This window comes from Chryseobacterium sp. PCH239, from assembly GCF_018924625.1.
Taxonomy (GTDB): Bacteria; Bacteroidota; Bacteroidia; order Flavobacteriales; family Weeksellaceae; genus Chryseobacterium; species Chryseobacterium cucumeris.
On sequence record NZ_CP073027.1, the window covers coordinates 2,362,037 to 2,377,494 of the forward strand.

15 protein-coding genes and 3 tRNA genes are annotated in these 15,458 nt (G+C 36.8%); 2 read left to right on the forward strand and 16 right to left on the reverse strand.

All coding sequences use genetic code 11. From position 1 onward, the window contains the following. Positions 1-2: 2 nt before the first annotated feature. The 3 genes from KBP46_RS10915 to KBP46_RS10925 form a co-directional block, all read right to left on the reverse strand. Positions 3-581, reverse strand: a complete 579-nt coding sequence (locus KBP46_RS10915) for a DUF4919 domain-containing protein (protein WP_123278942.1) — start codon at positions 579-581, stop codon at positions 3-5. Then, on the reverse strand, positions 568-1,224 hold the full coding sequence (locus KBP46_RS10920) for a hypothetical protein (protein WP_216445364.1): 657 nt from the start codon (positions 1,222-1,224) through the stop codon (positions 568-570). Before KBP46_RS10920 ends, KBP46_RS10915 begins: the two co-directional genes overlap by 14 nt. A gap of 295 nt (positions 1,225-1,519) precedes the next feature. Continuing rightward, positions 1,520-1,912 (reverse strand): VOC family protein, encoded by a 393-nt coding sequence (locus KBP46_RS10925; RefSeq protein WP_216445365.1) that lies wholly within the window; start codon positions 1,910-1,912, stop codon positions 1,520-1,522. A 262-nt stretch (positions 1,913-2,174) separates the two neighbouring features. Between KBP46_RS10925 and deoD the strand changes: the two genes are divergently transcribed. Next, positions 2,175-2,885 carry a purine-nucleoside phosphorylase gene (gene deoD, locus KBP46_RS10930; RefSeq protein WP_034693505.1) on the forward strand — a complete coding sequence of 237 codons (711 nt, stop codon included), beginning with the start codon at positions 2,175-2,177 and terminating at the stop codon, positions 2,883-2,885. A gap of 52 nt (positions 2,886-2,937) precedes the next feature. Here the strand turns inward: deoD and KBP46_RS10935 are convergent, their stop codons facing one another. From KBP46_RS10935 to KBP46_RS10975, 9 genes are all read right to left on the reverse strand, one after another. Beyond that, complete coding sequence (locus tag KBP46_RS10935; RefSeq protein WP_062675555.1) at positions 2,938-3,723, reverse strand: TatD family hydrolase; 786 nt, start codon at positions 3,721-3,723, stop codon at positions 2,938-2,940. 115 nt (positions 3,724-3,838) lie between these two features. Next, a complete protein-coding gene (locus tag KBP46_RS10940) occupies positions 3,839-5,770 on the reverse strand; it encodes a hypothetical protein (RefSeq protein ID WP_216445366.1) in 1,932 nt (643 codons plus the stop codon). Continuing rightward, positions 5,757-6,266 (reverse strand): hypothetical protein, encoded by a 510-nt coding sequence (locus KBP46_RS10945; protein WP_216445367.1) that lies wholly within the window; start codon positions 6,264-6,266, stop codon positions 5,757-5,759. Before KBP46_RS10945 ends, KBP46_RS10940 begins: the two co-directional genes overlap by 14 nt. Positions 6,267-6,289: 23 nt before the next feature. After that, positions 6,290-6,361: transfer RNA gene (locus tag KBP46_RS10950), tRNA-Pro, on the reverse strand. A gap of 96 nt (positions 6,362-6,457) precedes the next feature. Then, positions 6,458-6,533 (reverse strand) — tRNA-Ala (locus KBP46_RS10955). Between the two features lie 2 nt (positions 6,534-6,535). Further along, a tRNA-Gly gene (locus KBP46_RS10960) sits at positions 6,536-6,607 on the reverse strand. A gap of 88 nt (positions 6,608-6,695) precedes the next feature. Then, a complete protein-coding gene (locus KBP46_RS10965; protein WP_216445368.1) occupies positions 6,696-8,060 on the reverse strand; it encodes an SDR family NAD(P)-dependent oxidoreductase in 1,365 nt (454 codons plus the stop codon). 180 nt (positions 8,061-8,240) lie between these two features. Continuing rightward, positions 8,241-8,891: a hypothetical protein gene (locus tag KBP46_RS10970; RefSeq protein WP_120233390.1), complete on the reverse strand. Its 651-nt coding sequence runs from the start codon at positions 8,889-8,891 to the stop codon at positions 8,241-8,243. 3 nt (positions 8,892-8,894) lie between these two features. Then, the gene (locus tag KBP46_RS10975) at positions 8,895-9,608 is read right to left on the reverse strand and encodes a DUF434 domain-containing protein (protein ID WP_216445369.1); all 714 of its coding nucleotides are present in this window, start codon (positions 9,606-9,608) and stop codon (positions 8,895-8,897) included. 268 nt (positions 9,609-9,876) lie between these two features. Here KBP46_RS10975 and KBP46_RS10980 point away from each other — a divergent pair, with 268 nt between their 5' ends. Continuing rightward, positions 9,877-10,716 (forward strand): DUF4822 domain-containing protein, encoded by an 840-nt coding sequence (locus tag KBP46_RS10980; RefSeq protein WP_216445370.1) that lies wholly within the window; start codon positions 9,877-9,879, stop codon positions 10,714-10,716. A gap of 52 nt (positions 10,717-10,768) precedes the next feature. On the opposite strand, the gene KBP46_RS10985 is transcribed toward KBP46_RS10980, so the two are convergent. The 4 genes from KBP46_RS10985 to KBP46_RS11000 form a co-directional block, all read right to left on the reverse strand. After that, the gene (locus tag KBP46_RS10985) at positions 10,769-11,617 is read right to left on the reverse strand and encodes a GLPGLI family protein (RefSeq protein WP_062675561.1); all 849 of its coding nucleotides are present in this window, start codon (positions 11,615-11,617) and stop codon (positions 10,769-10,771) included. A gap of 8 nt (positions 11,618-11,625) precedes the next feature. Continuing rightward, positions 11,626-12,678, reverse strand: a complete 1,053-nt coding sequence (locus tag KBP46_RS10990) for an MBL fold metallo-hydrolase (RefSeq protein ID WP_253297269.1) — start codon at positions 12,676-12,678, stop codon at positions 11,626-11,628. Between the two features lie 161 nt (positions 12,679-12,839). After that, complete coding sequence (locus KBP46_RS10995; protein ID WP_216445371.1) at positions 12,840-13,535, reverse strand: hypothetical protein; 696 nt, start codon at positions 13,533-13,535, stop codon at positions 12,840-12,842. A gap of 160 nt (positions 13,536-13,695) precedes the next feature. Next, on the reverse strand, positions 13,696-15,447 hold the full coding sequence (locus KBP46_RS11000; protein WP_216445372.1) for an alkaline phosphatase: 1,752 nt from the start codon (positions 15,445-15,447) through the stop codon (positions 13,696-13,698). Positions 15,448-15,458: the final 11 nt, after the last annotated feature.

Below are 15,458 nucleotides of genomic sequence, written 5' to 3' on the forward strand. Positions count from 1 at the left end.
AATTAAAATTTCCACCACTTTTTCTTCGGGGTTTTCTCTTCTTTATTTTCTGCCTGTTCATTTCTTTTATTGAATGAAAAAGCCAGTCTCTGATAAGGCACTTTGATATCGAAATACAGCTGTGTTCCGTCATCCAGTGTAAGTACATCCATGATTTTATCTCCATCCTTGACCAGACTTTGTGAAACATCCTGTTTATTGAAGTGATGTCTGATCAGATCTCTTTCATCGGAAATTCTTGTGATCATATAAGGAGAATCTTTGGTTCCGTCTCCGGTTTTTTCAAGGCAATCAAAGATAAGCTGTGCTATGGTCATTTCAATATTCCGTCCTTTTTCGTCCCCCAGTTCTTTGTAAGCAAAATATTTACAGATATGCGCTCTGGGACTCAGTAAAATATTGACATTGACATATTGTATAACCTCTTCAAATTTCCCTTCATTCAGTAAATCCTGTAAGTTTTCAATATCTTCGGAATAGGGATCATATTCCGTATTACTGATCACCAGTTCACGGCATTTCAGGAATGTTTCTTTTGTAGGGTCGGTTAAAAATTCAAATACTTTCTCATACGCTTTCATTGTTGTCTTCGGTTATAGTTTTTAGTTCTCGCCAGAATGCATCTTTGTACATTCCGAATTCGGCTATTAGTAGTTTATTAATGAACGGAATTTCCGCAAGTTTATAATCTCTTTTTTCAACAATTCTTTCCAGATAAAGTTTCCTGTAGGTATTGTCTTGCAGTTCTTCTGTCCAGTTCACGTTCTTCAGATCAAGATCATACCCTACTCCGGAATAGTGAAACTGTGTCAGAATATTTTCCAGCATAGGGATTAAAGCATCTTCGGGATCCACAGTATGTAAAGCAGTCATTACCTGTGGCAAAAATCTCAGTGACAAGTCTGCAGATAAGATAGAAGGAATATCCCGTGTTCCTTTGAACCGGGGAATAAGATTGTCAATATTTTTTTCTGTATTTTCTCTGATCAGATAAAGCTGTGCGCTATGGTAGAGCACCTTGGCAGCCCAAATAGCGGTTTCTTTGCTGCAGGTCAATTGATCAGATAAAAATTCAAGTCTTTCTTTTTCGAATTCAGCTTCAAAATAATCTCCTGCTTCCGCCTCTTCCTGAGGGGAAATTTGCTGTAAGTTTGAAAAAAGAGTAATACATTCTTCCTTACGAAGCAAAAATATCGTGTCTAAAAACGGTGACTTGGTTTCCATGATCTAACAAAAATAAAATTATTTCGTTGAGAATAAAATTTTTGTGGAGAAGATTCTTTTTAAATATGGATTCTTTGAAGTTATCCTAAGGTTGGAAAGCGCAAAGGCGCCAGTGAGTAAGCATTGTAATACTTTTTAAGGCGTGAGAACATTTCGAATTCGCTGAATGTGAGGTTTTCAGCAAGATAATTCTTACAATCTAAACCTTTTAGGTTTTAAAAACCTACAATGTTTGAAATTACATATTTATTACTATACTAAAGATTGCTTCGTTGCTAAAGCTCCTCGTAATGACTTAGTGTGATACAATTTCAATAATATTATTTTCCGGATCAAGGATGACGCTTTCGTAATATCCGTCTCCTGTGGTACGCGGTTCTCCAGCTACTTTATATCCATCTTTTCTCAGTATTTCTGTAAGTTCGTCTACTTTTTGTTTATTGTCTACAGAAAATGCAAGATGAATAATTCCGTACTGCTGGGATTCATAAGAGTTTTTGCTTTCTTTGATATCCGGTCTGGTCATAATTTCAAGACGGCAGCCATTTTCAAAACTTAAAAAATAGGATTGAAAGTTTTTAACCGGATTATGGTATTTTTCATTGGAAACTGCTCCAAAATATTTCTGATAAAATGCTCTGGATTGTTCAAGATCTTTCACCCAAATGGCAATATGCTCTATTTTCACTTTTAAAATGTTAAATGTTTTACTTCTGCAAAAGTAGCCGGTCTGCTTTCACGATACCTGCTCTTCGTTATTCTTTTATTGTTCTCTGTTTACAAGGTTAGGTTTTGGATTATACAAAGGACTTTATTTAAAATATTATTTAAAGCATTTATTAATAATATCTTATATATTCTATTAATAAGAAGAGGTTTCATTGTTTCCATTTTCGTAATTATATAAACAAACTAAAAGTTATTATCTTTGTCCCATTCAAAAAAACATTATGAGTATTCACATCAGTGCAAAAAAAGGAGAAATTGCTAAAGTAGTATTGCAGCCGGGGGATCCGCTTCGTGCACAGTATATTGCTGAAAATTATTTAGAAAATGCTAAACTGGTAAGCAAAACCAGAGGTATTTTTTATTATACAGGGCTTTATAAAGGTAAAGAAATCACTGTAGGAGCGAGTGGAATGGGTTTCCCAAGTATAGGAATCTATTCTTTTGAGTTATTTACAGAATATGAAGTAGATACGATCATCAGAATCGGAACTTGTGGTGCTTACAATACAGATCTTCAACTTTTTGATATCTTAAATATTGACAAAGCTGCCAGTGAAAGTACGTATGCCAAATATGCATGGGGAATTGAAGACGAAATCCTTTCTCACCAGGGGAATATCTTTAATACCATCAACGAAACGGCTAAAGATCTATCATTAAATGCTAAAGCCATCAATATCCACAGTAGTGATATTTTCTACAGAAAAGATCCTAACACTCCGGAAATTGCAACAAAATACAACTGTCCTGCAGTAGAAATGGAAGCTTTTGGTTTATTTGCCAATGCTCAGCATTTAGGAAAAAATGCAGCGACTATTCTTACGGTAACGGATATTATTCCTACCCACGAAAAAATCTCTGCTGATGAAAGAGAAACAGCTTTGAATCCAATGATGGAACTAGCTTTGGAATCAGCTATAAAGAGTTTGTAAGAAATAAATTCATTATAAAAAAAGAGCTTTACTTCATCAGTAGAGCTCTTTTTTATAGTCTGAAAAAATTTCTGGCTGTTTCTGTAGTATCATCTGCCACTTCAGAAATGCTGATCTTCTTCAGATGGGCAATGGTTTGTGCTACATAAGGTAAAAATGAAGGTTCATTTCTTCTGTTCTGCATTCTCGGCATATTCTTCGGAAGCATAAATGGGGCGTCTGTTTCAATCATCATCCTGTCAAGAGGGACATATTTTATAACGTCTTCAAGGTGTTTAAATCTTTTCTCATCACTGATGGCTCCTGTAAATCCTAAATAAAATCCTTTATCCAGATAAGTTTTTGCTTCATTCAATGTTCCGGTAAAGCAGTGTACAACGGCTTCAGGTAACTTTGAAAGACAGTCATCTGTGATTTCATTAAATCTTTTAAATGCAGATCTTTCATGAAGAAAAAGGGGTTTGTTTACTTCAATGGCGAGTTCAAGCTGTGCCTGATAACATTTTTCCTGCAAAGGTCTGGGAGAGAAATCACGGTCAAAATCCAATCCGCACTCTCCTACTGAAATCACATGATCCTGCTTTAATAGTTTTCTGAGCTCATCAATACTTTGTCCATTAAAAGATTTGGCATCGTGGGGATGAATTCCGGCTGTTGAAAATAAAATTTCGGGATATTCTTGTGCAATTTCCGCAGACTCTTTGCTTCCACGTATGCTGGTTCCGGTGAGAATCATATGTTCAACCCCCTCGTCCAAAGCACGGTTAATAATTTCTTCGTGTTCATTGTAGAACTGTTTATTGGTCAGATTAATGCCAATATCAATATAAGTATTCATTCTTTTACTTTTTATTATTGGTTACTTTTAGTTAAAAAAATAGAAACAGACCGGATTCGAACCGATGACCTTCCTTTGAATGGAATATTTTTCCAGTTAAACTACTGTTTCTTGTTTATGTTTCTGCTCTCAGAAGATTAAAGTATTCTGAAGCTGTAAGAGGTCGTATTTCTCCGGTAGGAGTTACTTTTTCTTTCAATTCGCAGATGAGCAGATCTCCCTGTCTCTTCAAGCATTTTATATAAGGAATCAGATTACTGTGTATTCTGAAGGTAGATGCAATGGCCGTTAAAGCATCGGATTTATAATCGGATTCTATCCACAGCCAGTGTTCTTTTTCCGTAGATGGGCACCAACATTTCACTGCATAAGAATATTCTGCTCTGCTCCCCCAGATGAACACTCCCAATTTACGGTTTTCAATTTCATGTACTTCATAACGGTTAACTTTTTGGGTTAGTTTTTCGTTTCCGTTTTCATCATACTCCTCGTAGGCAATTTCAATTTCTTTTTCATTGATCTTTCTGGATTCAAGTTTTTTCATCAGATTTCCTACGCCATAATAACTGAAACAAAACAGTTTAAAGTTCCTGTCTTCTGCTTTAAAGAATTCCTCATATTTCATCGGCTCCACTTCTGTCCAGAGACTTTCAATTTTTCCTAAAACCTTTGTAAAAAATGGAGTATTAAAAGACTCCCATTGTCTTTCATACTCACGGGTTTTAAAATTCTGAAAGCTGCTGTGTCTTAATTTTAAGATGGCAACCAGTTTTCTCAAAGGATAACGCTTTTCCTGGAAAATATAAGGAAAAGATGTCCGTGAAATAATAAAATAATCTTTCGTAAGATGCAAATTATTATTTATTTTAAAATAAATATTCTTTGCGATATGTTCAAAGCCATCATAGGTACCGTACAAATAATTGTTGATACATTCCAACGCAGGAAACTTCAGGTCTTTCATTCTGGAATCTCCCCATTCCCCAAGATACTCCAACGATTTAAAATCTGTTGCAGGGTTCACATTATACAAAAACTGAATTTTCCCGTTCACTTTTTGAAGGTGTTCAAAACGATGGGTTTCATGGATAATCAGATCTCCCACTTCAGCAATGTTAGGAGCGAACGTATTATAGGTATTGAAAAAGCCTTTCACATATCGAAGAGCATTCAACTCACACTTTTCAGAACCATTATACATGAAATTTCCAATAATATCAGTCAAAACCGGAAATGCCCCTCTACTTCCTCCATTGAGCATTATATTACCGGATTTTTCAAGTGCCGGAAAAGTGACATAAGAACCGTTTTCCATATGAATACTTCCGCTGGTTTCCTGAAGTACCGGAAATGAGACACCGGTATTTTCAAATTTCAGGTTACCAATCAACTTCTTCAGCATGGGAAAATGATGGGTAAATTTATGCCCGATATGATATTCACTTCTTATTCTAAGCGTACCATGAACAAATTCCAGATTCGGGAATGAAACATTTTTCCCTACAATGGTAATTTTACCACGTATTTCCCGATGAGGAATTATAATATTATCTCCGAGAATATTGATATCAAAAATATCATCTTTCAAAAGCTCATCTGCCTGAAACTGGTACTGAACAGGAATAACATCTCTTGTTTTCAGCAACTTTCCATTTCTGGTATGTACTGTGGCATTCTTTACAGCAATACATCCTCCGATCGTTTCCAGGTTTTTAAAAGCGGCATCCACAATACACTTAAAATTGCCTCTGACTTTTCTAAGCTCATTCATCATGGTATGGCAATGCATGGTAAAATGACGTTCTACTGTTTCAAGTACCGGAAGTTCACAATATTTTGCATCAATAGAAAGATTTCCAGCGATATATTTCAACTCCGGAAAGCGGCAGCCTTCACCACGCAAATACAAGCTTCCTTCTATTTCTGTACAATGAAAGGTGATGTTTTTAGCATAAACTTCTATCAAAGCATATTTATCAAAAACAATATCCGCCCAGTCTTCTTCGGAGAATATTTTATATTTTCTTATGGTATCAGTCGTATGCATTTTCTATGATTTGAGTTATCGGGTTATATTCCTGCTGGATATACTTTACAAAGTAATCGCTTTCTATCCGCAGCATCTTATGTTCATTATGGGTGATAAAGGCATCTTCAGAAATCTGAAATGCTTCTGTAGTTCCGCTTTTAGCATAAATATGATATTGTTCTGTTTTCAACATATGCTGGTTGCTTGTTTTCTCAAGACAATATTCTTTATAATCCTTTGTATATTCTGCCAGATTATTAATTCTGTTCAAATAGTTTCTGTTGGTTTTCCTTTCTCTTACGGGGAGAATAGATTCTGTCACTTTCTTTCCTTTCACTAAGCTTTCTGAGGCTTCTCTTTTTTGTTCCTGCACAATCCTGCTTCTTTCTTTCAGCATTTCAGTTCTCGAACGCTCCAACGCTTTTTCCATTGGAGTTCTATCCCTCCTCTGTATAGGTACCGGAACCTGAATTTCATCAATAATGTTCAGATAAATCAATAGTTTTTTAAGCATGGTATTATATTTTAAAATGAAAGCCAAAGAGACCGGGATCGAACCGGCAACCTATCCTCCATGGATATGCTTTTCCAGATTAAGCTACTGCTCTGACTTTCTGATTAGGGAGATAAGCACGATTCGAACGTGCATCAATTCCGGGCAGGGAATCATTTTTCCGTTAAACTATTATCTCCATTGTTTGCATTGGAAGTACCGCAGGATTTGAACCTGCAGCTCGTCCCTGCTGAGGACGTATTCTTCTCCTTTTGAACTATGTACTCCTGTGAAACGGACGGGAATCGAACCCGCAGCCGTTGACGTGGATGGTCAAAGCTCTTCCGTTGAGCTACCGTTTCAATAGTTGGGAGATAAGCAGGAATCGAACCTGCAACTCATTTTAGCAAAATGTATTTTTCCATTATTACTATTATCTCCGTATGGATTTTACCAGGTATGAACTTTATAGTTTTTCAATAAAACTCCACTGAAGTAATTTCCTTTTATTCCTTCTATCACAGGGTGCAGAATTCTGGCCGCCCCATCCACAGAATCCAGCGGGGGAATATATCCCATCTCAAACTGTTTCTTTCTAAGACTTTCTTTGGCTCCTGTAGAAATCCACCCCACATCTACGGCACTCATATAAATCTGATCATTTTCAAATTCTTTTGCAGAAGTGAGGGTCATCATATTCAGAGCTGCTTTTGTCATATTGGTGTGCGGATGAAAAATCGTCTTATTTTCGTAGCTGAAAATTCCTTCTGATGAAGTGACATTGATGATAAATTTTTCTTTAAAAGCAGAGTTTTTCATCAATGGTTTCAACTCTTTGATCAGAAAATAAGGGGCAATATGATTGATGAGGTTCACCTCTACTAATTCAAACATAGAAACTTCTTCCAGCGTAGAATTCCAACTTGTTTTTTCTCTGTTATCTACCGGCTGTCCAAAACGGGTAAGTGCAACCTGCGTTTCTTCATTTTGAGCATATTCCAGTTTTGCTGTTTCATTTGAAATTTCCGTGTGGTTTGGAATCAGGGTATGAATATCTTTAAATGCTATCAGTTTTTCTTTTTCGCGTTTTATAATTGGCAGATAGTATTCGTCGGGATATTTAATAGTCTGGGCTGCATTATTAATGAGAATATCCAGCGTATCAAAATTCAACTTATAAAAATCAATAAAATCCTGGATTGCCTTCAGATTTCTAAGATCCAGTCCATAGATCCAAAGTCTGTCTTTCCAGTTTTCATAATCTGCCTCCTGCTGCATAAGCTCCATTGCCAATGCCGGAAAACGGGTTGTCAAAACCAAATTGGCCCCGCTTCTCAACACCTTCAATGCAGTAGCAAACCCCACCTTCACTCTTCCTCCTGTCAGGATTAAATTTCTTCCCGTAAGATCAGTTGTTTCAAAACGTTTTTCATAGTTTTCTCCGGCGCATACAGGACACAATCTGGAATAGAAAGAATGGGCATACTGATAACTTTGGTTACAGCAGTAGCAGTTTTTGGGAATCTGAAGCTTTGTAAGTTTCACTTCTTCCTTTTCATCATCATAAAAAGCAGAAATACCAGCCAATGCTTTCTGCATCAGTACCGCATTGGAATTTATCGCCAGATCATGAGACCTCATCTCAGAATAGTTTTCATGACGGCTTTGTCTTTTGGCATTTTTATGAATTTTGGTAATCAGTCCTGAAAATGTTTTATTATCAGGGTTCAGGAAAGGGGTTTCTTTCAAGGAATTAAGTACCTTGAGACATATTTCCCATTCTTCGGCTGAAAATTTTTGTTCTGATTGATTCATAGCTTCTGTTTTATGTCTGCAAAACTAGAAGCATGGTACGCAATGTTTTTACGCAGTTAAAAATTAAGATAAAAAAGACGAAAAACGAAAAGGTGCAATAGTTTTATGAGTAAAAGCAGCATAATCTGCGGGAACTTTTTTTCCCACAGATTTCGCAAATGCACAGATGTTTGTATTTATTTATTCGTTGATAAATTTTTCGAGAAAACCGATCAGCTTTGTTCCTCCGTGACTCCAACGAATTCCATGGCCTTCTTTTTCCCGGACTTCAAAAACCAGCTCATGCTTGTAATGGAAGAAAACATTCCACCAGGTTTTATGATCAAGGATGTCATTGATTTTTGCCATTACTTTTTCCTGCTTCTGTTGGTTATTTCCTTTTATCTCTCCCCAGAAATCATCATCCATTCTTCCAATATGCTTTTCCCAGGCTCTTTGTGCAATGGTAATTTCATTGTTGAATGGTTCTTTGCAGGCATTGATCAACGTTCCTTTCAAAGGAGGAATAGCATTTTCATCACGGATGCTGGCAGAGGTAAGCCTTTGTCCTAAAACATTCAGCCAATGTTCAAAAGGAATTTCTTCCAGAAGTTGAGCTTTTACATCATCTGAATCATTATTATCAAGAATCTTCATCAATTTTTCAAAGCTTTCTTTCCTGTCAATAATTATTTCTTCATTAAAATAAGGAAGGTGCAATTCTAAAGTATTGTCCTTAAACTTCTGGATATTTTTTTCCAGATATTTCAGATGTTCTTGTGCTAAAATGGCTTTGTATTGGCTTTTCCATGTTTCGGATAACAGGGCAATATAAGGTTCGAACGGATTCATATTTTACTTCATTTTGATCAGATTAACAGGAATACTTTCTTCTGTAATCAAATATCCGATCAGATTAAACCATTCTTTACAGTGGTCCAGAATCCAGGCATCTGAGGAAATAACGATGGCTGAACTTTCTACCAGGAATTTATCGGGATTGTATTGCAGATCTGCATCCCAATTGAGTTGATGCTCTTCGGCAAATTCCAGAATAATCTGTTTGATTCTTCCACTGTTGGAAACCGGCTTATCAAAGATCCATACCAATTGATCAATCTGACTTTTCCGGTAAAAAGAAGCTACCAATTCTACTGCTCTTAAGGTTTGATTCACTCTTTTATAAGTTCCATGCACACCTGAAAGATCACGGATACAGCCATCCAATCCTTCAAAAACATAAGCTTCGGAAAGCAGACTTTCCAGTAAAATAAGAACATTGAACCCATCAAGATATACCGTTTTATCTTTCAAATCTGAAGTACCAACATGCTTCAACTGTCTGTTATCAAGCTGTTGAATGGATGCTGACGCTCCCCTCAATGCTTGTATCTGACGGGTTTTCAGTCGATACCTGTTACCCACAAGATCAGAAGCCGCTTTTTCCGGATACTCTCTGCTCAACAGATACTGCATGTCTTCAACAGCCAGTCTCAGTTTGGAGATCTGTTTTTCTGAGCCAAATAAGGTATCATCACCAGTATTTTTTCCGCGGTTTCTGTTATTCATATTCAAAAATAGAGTTTTTGGTGAATTTTTATGGTAAGAAATTGATTTTAATAAATAATGCTAAAAACCACCCCGTCAAAAATTCTTTGAATTTTTGCCAGCCCTCCAAAGGATGGGAATTGGGTACTTTTGATGCAAATTTTGGACATAATACCATTTTTCTCATTCTGAACTGGGATCTGTTATGTTTTTTACAACAAAAGAGATATTTTATACAACATATTAACATTGATTAGGGATAAGTTTGCAAAGACTTAAAAATACCCTTATGAATACACTGAAAAAATTATGTTATCTGTCTGCTGCTATACTGTTATCAGCATCTTTTGTTTCATGCTCAAGTGATGACAATGAAATAAGTATTGAACAACAGACTCCCTCACAGCTATTGTCTTCCACTCCATGGGAAACTACAGCAGCCAAAGATAAAAATGGAAATAATGTAGCCCTTACCGATGCCAGCGTAGCCGGATATGTAGGTTTTGCTTACTTCAAAGCAGATGGAAAGTTTGCAATTTATAATCTGACTGACATATTAAGATCTATGGGAACATGGTCTGTAGATGCTCAGGGTAAAACAAGAACTATTGCAGCATTAAACCCGGATGGGACTACTATTTTCACCCGTGATGTTGAAATTCTTGTTTTGAACAGAAATGAGTTCACCTACAGAATTCGTCCTAACTCCAGCGATCAGTCAGTTTACTATGATATCATCCATACAAGAACCTCTCATGCGGAGCCAACGAACGAGCAGCTTACCCTGGCTTCTACTCCATGGGAAACTACTGGAGCTAAGGATAAAAGCGGAAATAATATTGCATTAAATGATGCCAGTGTAGCCGGATTTGTGGGATATTCTTACTTCAAGGCCAACGGAACTTTTAAAATTTTTGGTTTAAATGATGTGTTAAGATCCGAAGGAACATGGTCTATCTCTCCGGATGGAAAGAAAAGAACACTTACCACTCCTACTTTTACCCGTGTTGTAGATATTCTGGTACTGAACGAAACAACATTTACTTACAGAATTACACCTGATGCTGCAAATCCATCTGTATTTTACGATATTATTCATTCCAAGGTCAATCATAAAGAACCTTTGTAGTGATTATTTTTTTGATAAGAAGGAAGAAACCGGGCCAATAATGGACCGGTTTTTATTTTTCCAGTTCTATCGGATTATCATATGCCAGGTTTTGTTGTTGCTCTCTTTGCTTTTGTCGTACAATTTCCTGCCCTTTTAAAATTGTCGTTCCATAGCTTGCCAGTACAGCAGCCGCATTTTCTCTGGCAGTCTTTAATGCCTGTTCCAGTTTTGGCTGTGTAGTTTCTATGGCTTCTGTATATCTTCTTTTATTAATCTTAACAGGCTTACCTTTTAGTTCAGCAGTGGGTACGGATTTTACAAGTTCAAAATCAAAATCTCCTGTTTCATCGGCTATTTTGATGATCAGTCCCGGCAATCCACCAAATTTATAGGGACCATAGGGAAATGGAATTTCAGTGGAATACCATGCCACCCAGATTCTTCCTCTATAGCTGAGTTCGGCTTTTTTGCAGTGTAGTGTATTAATTATTTTTGATTCATTAATAAGTTTCCAGCCGTTCATAACGGGTTGCTTATACGTAAGCAATGACATTCCGGCTAACTGGAAATATTGTATATTTTCATTGGTCTGTAATATGGTGGAGAGAAATCTTGTTTTGGGTACTGATACTCCTGCAAGGCTAAGACTAATGCTTCCATCCGGATTCTTTGTTGTCTGCAGAGAGTTTTCTATCACCGAATCTCTTTTAAGAGATTGAACACTTGTAAAAAATGCCCGGTTATTACTTACCTGTAATGAGAACAGCTCCTCATGAATGTAATCTGTTTGTGTATTTAACCTGCCTTTTAAGCGGTATGTAAAATCTCCCTGCAAAGTATCTTTTTCATAGGATTGAGCGTATGACAAAATACTGTAAAGCAGAATTAACAATGTTATTAGTTTTTTATAGTAGTACATAAAAGGTTTTAATTATATATAGTCTTCCCACCATTTTTCCAGACTGCAGATCCCAACTGATCCAGATCTACTTTTTCTCCAATCATCGGAAGGGTTATAGGTATATTATTTTCTTCTGCATGTTTCGAAGCGAGCTCCAAAGGTTCATACCAGATGTGCTGGGCAAGCTTGAATTTAGAATTGTGTACCGGGATAAAGTTTTTGGCTTTCAGTTCTTTTATTTCTGTGATCAACTGATCTGGCAGCGTATGAATATAGGGCCATTTTTCATTATACTGCCCATTTTCCATTACGGCTAAATCAAATGGTCCATATTTTTCCCCTATTTCTGTAAAATGATTTCCATAACCGCTATCACCGCCTAAAAACAGATTTTTCGCAGGTGTTTTTAAAACAAAGGAAGTCCAGAGTGAGATATTACGGTTCAGCAATCTGCCGGAAAAATGTCTTGCCGGAGTGAGTGTAATTCTGAAGCCTCCTGCAATATCTATACTTTCCCACCAGTTTTTTTCGATAATTCTATCAAAGCTCCAGCCCCAATATTCGAAATGCTGTCCGGTTCCCAAACCACAAATAACTTTACCTACTTTATCTTTTAATTCATGAACGGTTTTATAATCAAGATGATCCCAATGGTCGTGGGAAATAAGCAGAAAGTCTATTTCCGGCATATGTTCCGGTTTGTAATAATCTGCCCCCTGAAAAGCTTTTATAGAACCGGGCATTGGAGAAGCATTTCCACTGAAAACAGGATCTATAAGAAATTTCTTTCCATCCAGCTGTATAAAATAGGAGCTGTGCCCAAACCATACCAACACATTTTCATCCGGACGAAGATTCTTAAGGTCAGTCACTATAAACGGGAGAGCGATTTTTGGTGATGTATTTTCTACTTTGCACAAGCTTTGAAGGAGCAATTTAGTCATGCTTTCTCCTTCTAACAGCGCCGGGGTTGTTAATATATTCTGAAATCGCCCGTTGAGATAATTCGGTAGTGTACTGAAATATTCTTTCCTTTTTTCATCCGGAAACTGTCCGAGCTGCTTTTTTAAACTTTTCATTCATTTAATTTTAAATCCAGTCATACTTTCCAGAGAATACACCCTGTTTTATTAACCGGAAAACCTTAATATAAAATAAATATAAGCATAAGATTTTGAGATATAAAAATAAATTGAACAGGATATGAAATTTAAATTCTTCGTTAATCAATGAAAGATTCTTAAAAAAGCCATTTAACCAATCCGAGCATGATGGTTCCTAATATTACACAGAATAGTATCATTATTACCAAAATCTTCCCACATTCTGTCCAAAACTTTTTACGATCGAAAGTAAAATCAACAGGATTAATATAATAGACCTCATAAACCAAAGGATTTATTCGCAAATCTGGTCGAAAATACACAATTCCCTGGATGTATCTTCTTCGTAAAGCTCTCAAATTTCCAATATAAGTAGTGTAGCCTGCATCCATTCCATTAAAATCAACGTCTGCTACCGAGCCATTGTTATTTACTTTCAATATATAAGTTTTATGCCTTGGACTGATACTCACATCATATTCATCAGAAAAGGAATATTTTTTCAGGCTATTGTACAAAATTTTATCTATTGTTCCATCGGCTCTCTCATAGTGAACTCCTTTATCATCAACCTCTATCTTTCTGACAATTCTTTTTCTGATTCTCCTTTGGTAAAGAAAAAAACGATATAAACCGAAAGCAAGTGCCGGATAGTATAGTATGGCTACAATAACAAATATAACCGGTTTATCACTCATCACAACAGGCAATCCTATTATGATCAGAAACGCTGCCAACAATAAAAGCCCCCCAAAAGTCCTGGTCAGCCAGGTCATGAACCACCATGTTTTAGAAACTAATGGCAAAAAATCTTTTCTTACATCCTCTTGCATCTGTTCAAGATACAAAAAAAGTAAATAACCTTCAGTAAGCAGTTATGATCTTAATAGCTTCCCTCCTCTGCTTCCAGCTTCCAAACTATAATACAAAAGAGCCACCGCAGTACACCGTGACTCTTTTTACTTAATTGAAAATAAGATATGATTATCGAAACTATAATATCGTATAGGTCTTTTCTGTACTTACACTATAAGTATCAGAGATGACATTGTCTACAAACCTCCATTCTGCAGTAGAACTTCCAGTGGTAAATTTCACATGCAGATATCCTCTTTTATAAAGATTGGCATAATCCAGATCATCAATCAGTAATGAAAATGCCTGGGCCAGTTCTATCGCTTTTGCAGGATCTGAAGTTATTCCCAGATATCCTTCCAAGCCAGGAGAAGAAACGGAACTGCAAGCCAATTCTGTTCCGATAAACTTCCCTTGTGCATCGTTCAGTTTTCCTAACCATGCATTGTGGGTATCTCCCGCTAATACCACTACATTTTTCCCTGCAAGAACAGAATAAAGTTGTTCCCTCTCCATAAAATATCCATCCCATGCATCCAGATTGTATGGTAAAGTAGTTGTGATTCTTGCAATTTCCTGCGGAGTCAGTGTTGGATCCTGCTGCTGGTGTCTTGTTTTAAGAATAATCAGTTGAGTGATGGTATTCTGAAGGGCCTGCATGGTAGCCGGCTGTGCACTTCCGTGTTGCTTAATTTCTGCAAGAATCTGATTCAGCAGCATCAATAACTCTGCTGGAACCATCATTTTAGTCATTAAAATCTGCTGGCCCAGCACTTTCCATTTTGCAGTATCGCTATTGATCTGAGAGCCCAGCCATGCCATCTGCTCATTTCCGATTAGTTTTCTGTTTGTGCTTAAAAAATCTGTTTTAAACTGTATTTGATTAAAATTCCCAGTGCTATCAATATAATCGGAATATTCCATTTGCTTATCTCTTGCAATCACCCTTGTATCCATCATGTATAGTGAAAGGATATTCCCGAAATTGAAACTTCTGTAAATTCTCATATCTTTTCCCGTTTTAAGAGGAATATATTCGCTATATGCCTGGAAAGCCGCCATTTTTCTTGCCTGGAAATCGCCTTCGTTGGGCTGATGATTTTCTGCTCCGGATTTATAGGTATCATTAGCAAATTCATGATCATCCCAAACACAGATGAACGGTTTTTTCTGATGAAGAAGCTGAAGATTTTTATCTCCTCTGTACTGCCTGTATCTTTCTCTGTAATCGCTGAGGTTAAGAATTTCCTTCGCCGGCTGATGAGCTCTTCCTAACTGATTGGTGTAAGGATTTGTTCCGTATTGTCCCGGAGCATATTCATAAATATAGTCTCCAAGGTGTACTACAACATCAGCTTCAGATTTTGCAATCGCACCGTATACATTAAAAAGTCCTGCAGGAAAGTTGGAACAAGACACCACTGCCATTTTCACTTCACTTACAGCATCCGATTTTGAAGGTAAAGTAAGGGTTTCTCCTGTCACACTCACTTCTTTGGTCTTACTGTTATAGAATCTGTAATAATATTTTGTGTTAGAAGAGATATTCTGTACATCTACAGCTATAGTAAAATCATTTACTGCCATAGCATTGGCCTGCCCTCTTCTTACCACCTCCGAAAAAGTATTGTTTTTGCTAATTTCCCATGTAATTTCTGCATCCGTTCCCTTTGAATATCGGGTCCAGATAATAATTCCTGTTGCACTCGGATCAAAACTTGCGACCCCGGATTCAAAACCTCCGTTTTGGAGATTATCGGGAGCATTTCCATTTTCAGTAAAATCGTCACTGCAACTTTCGATAAGAGGAGCAAGAAAAATTCCTCCGGCTGCCAATAGTGAATTTTTAAGAAATCTTCTTCTGTTGAATTGGTGGTTGTTTTCCATCATTACTTTTTTTG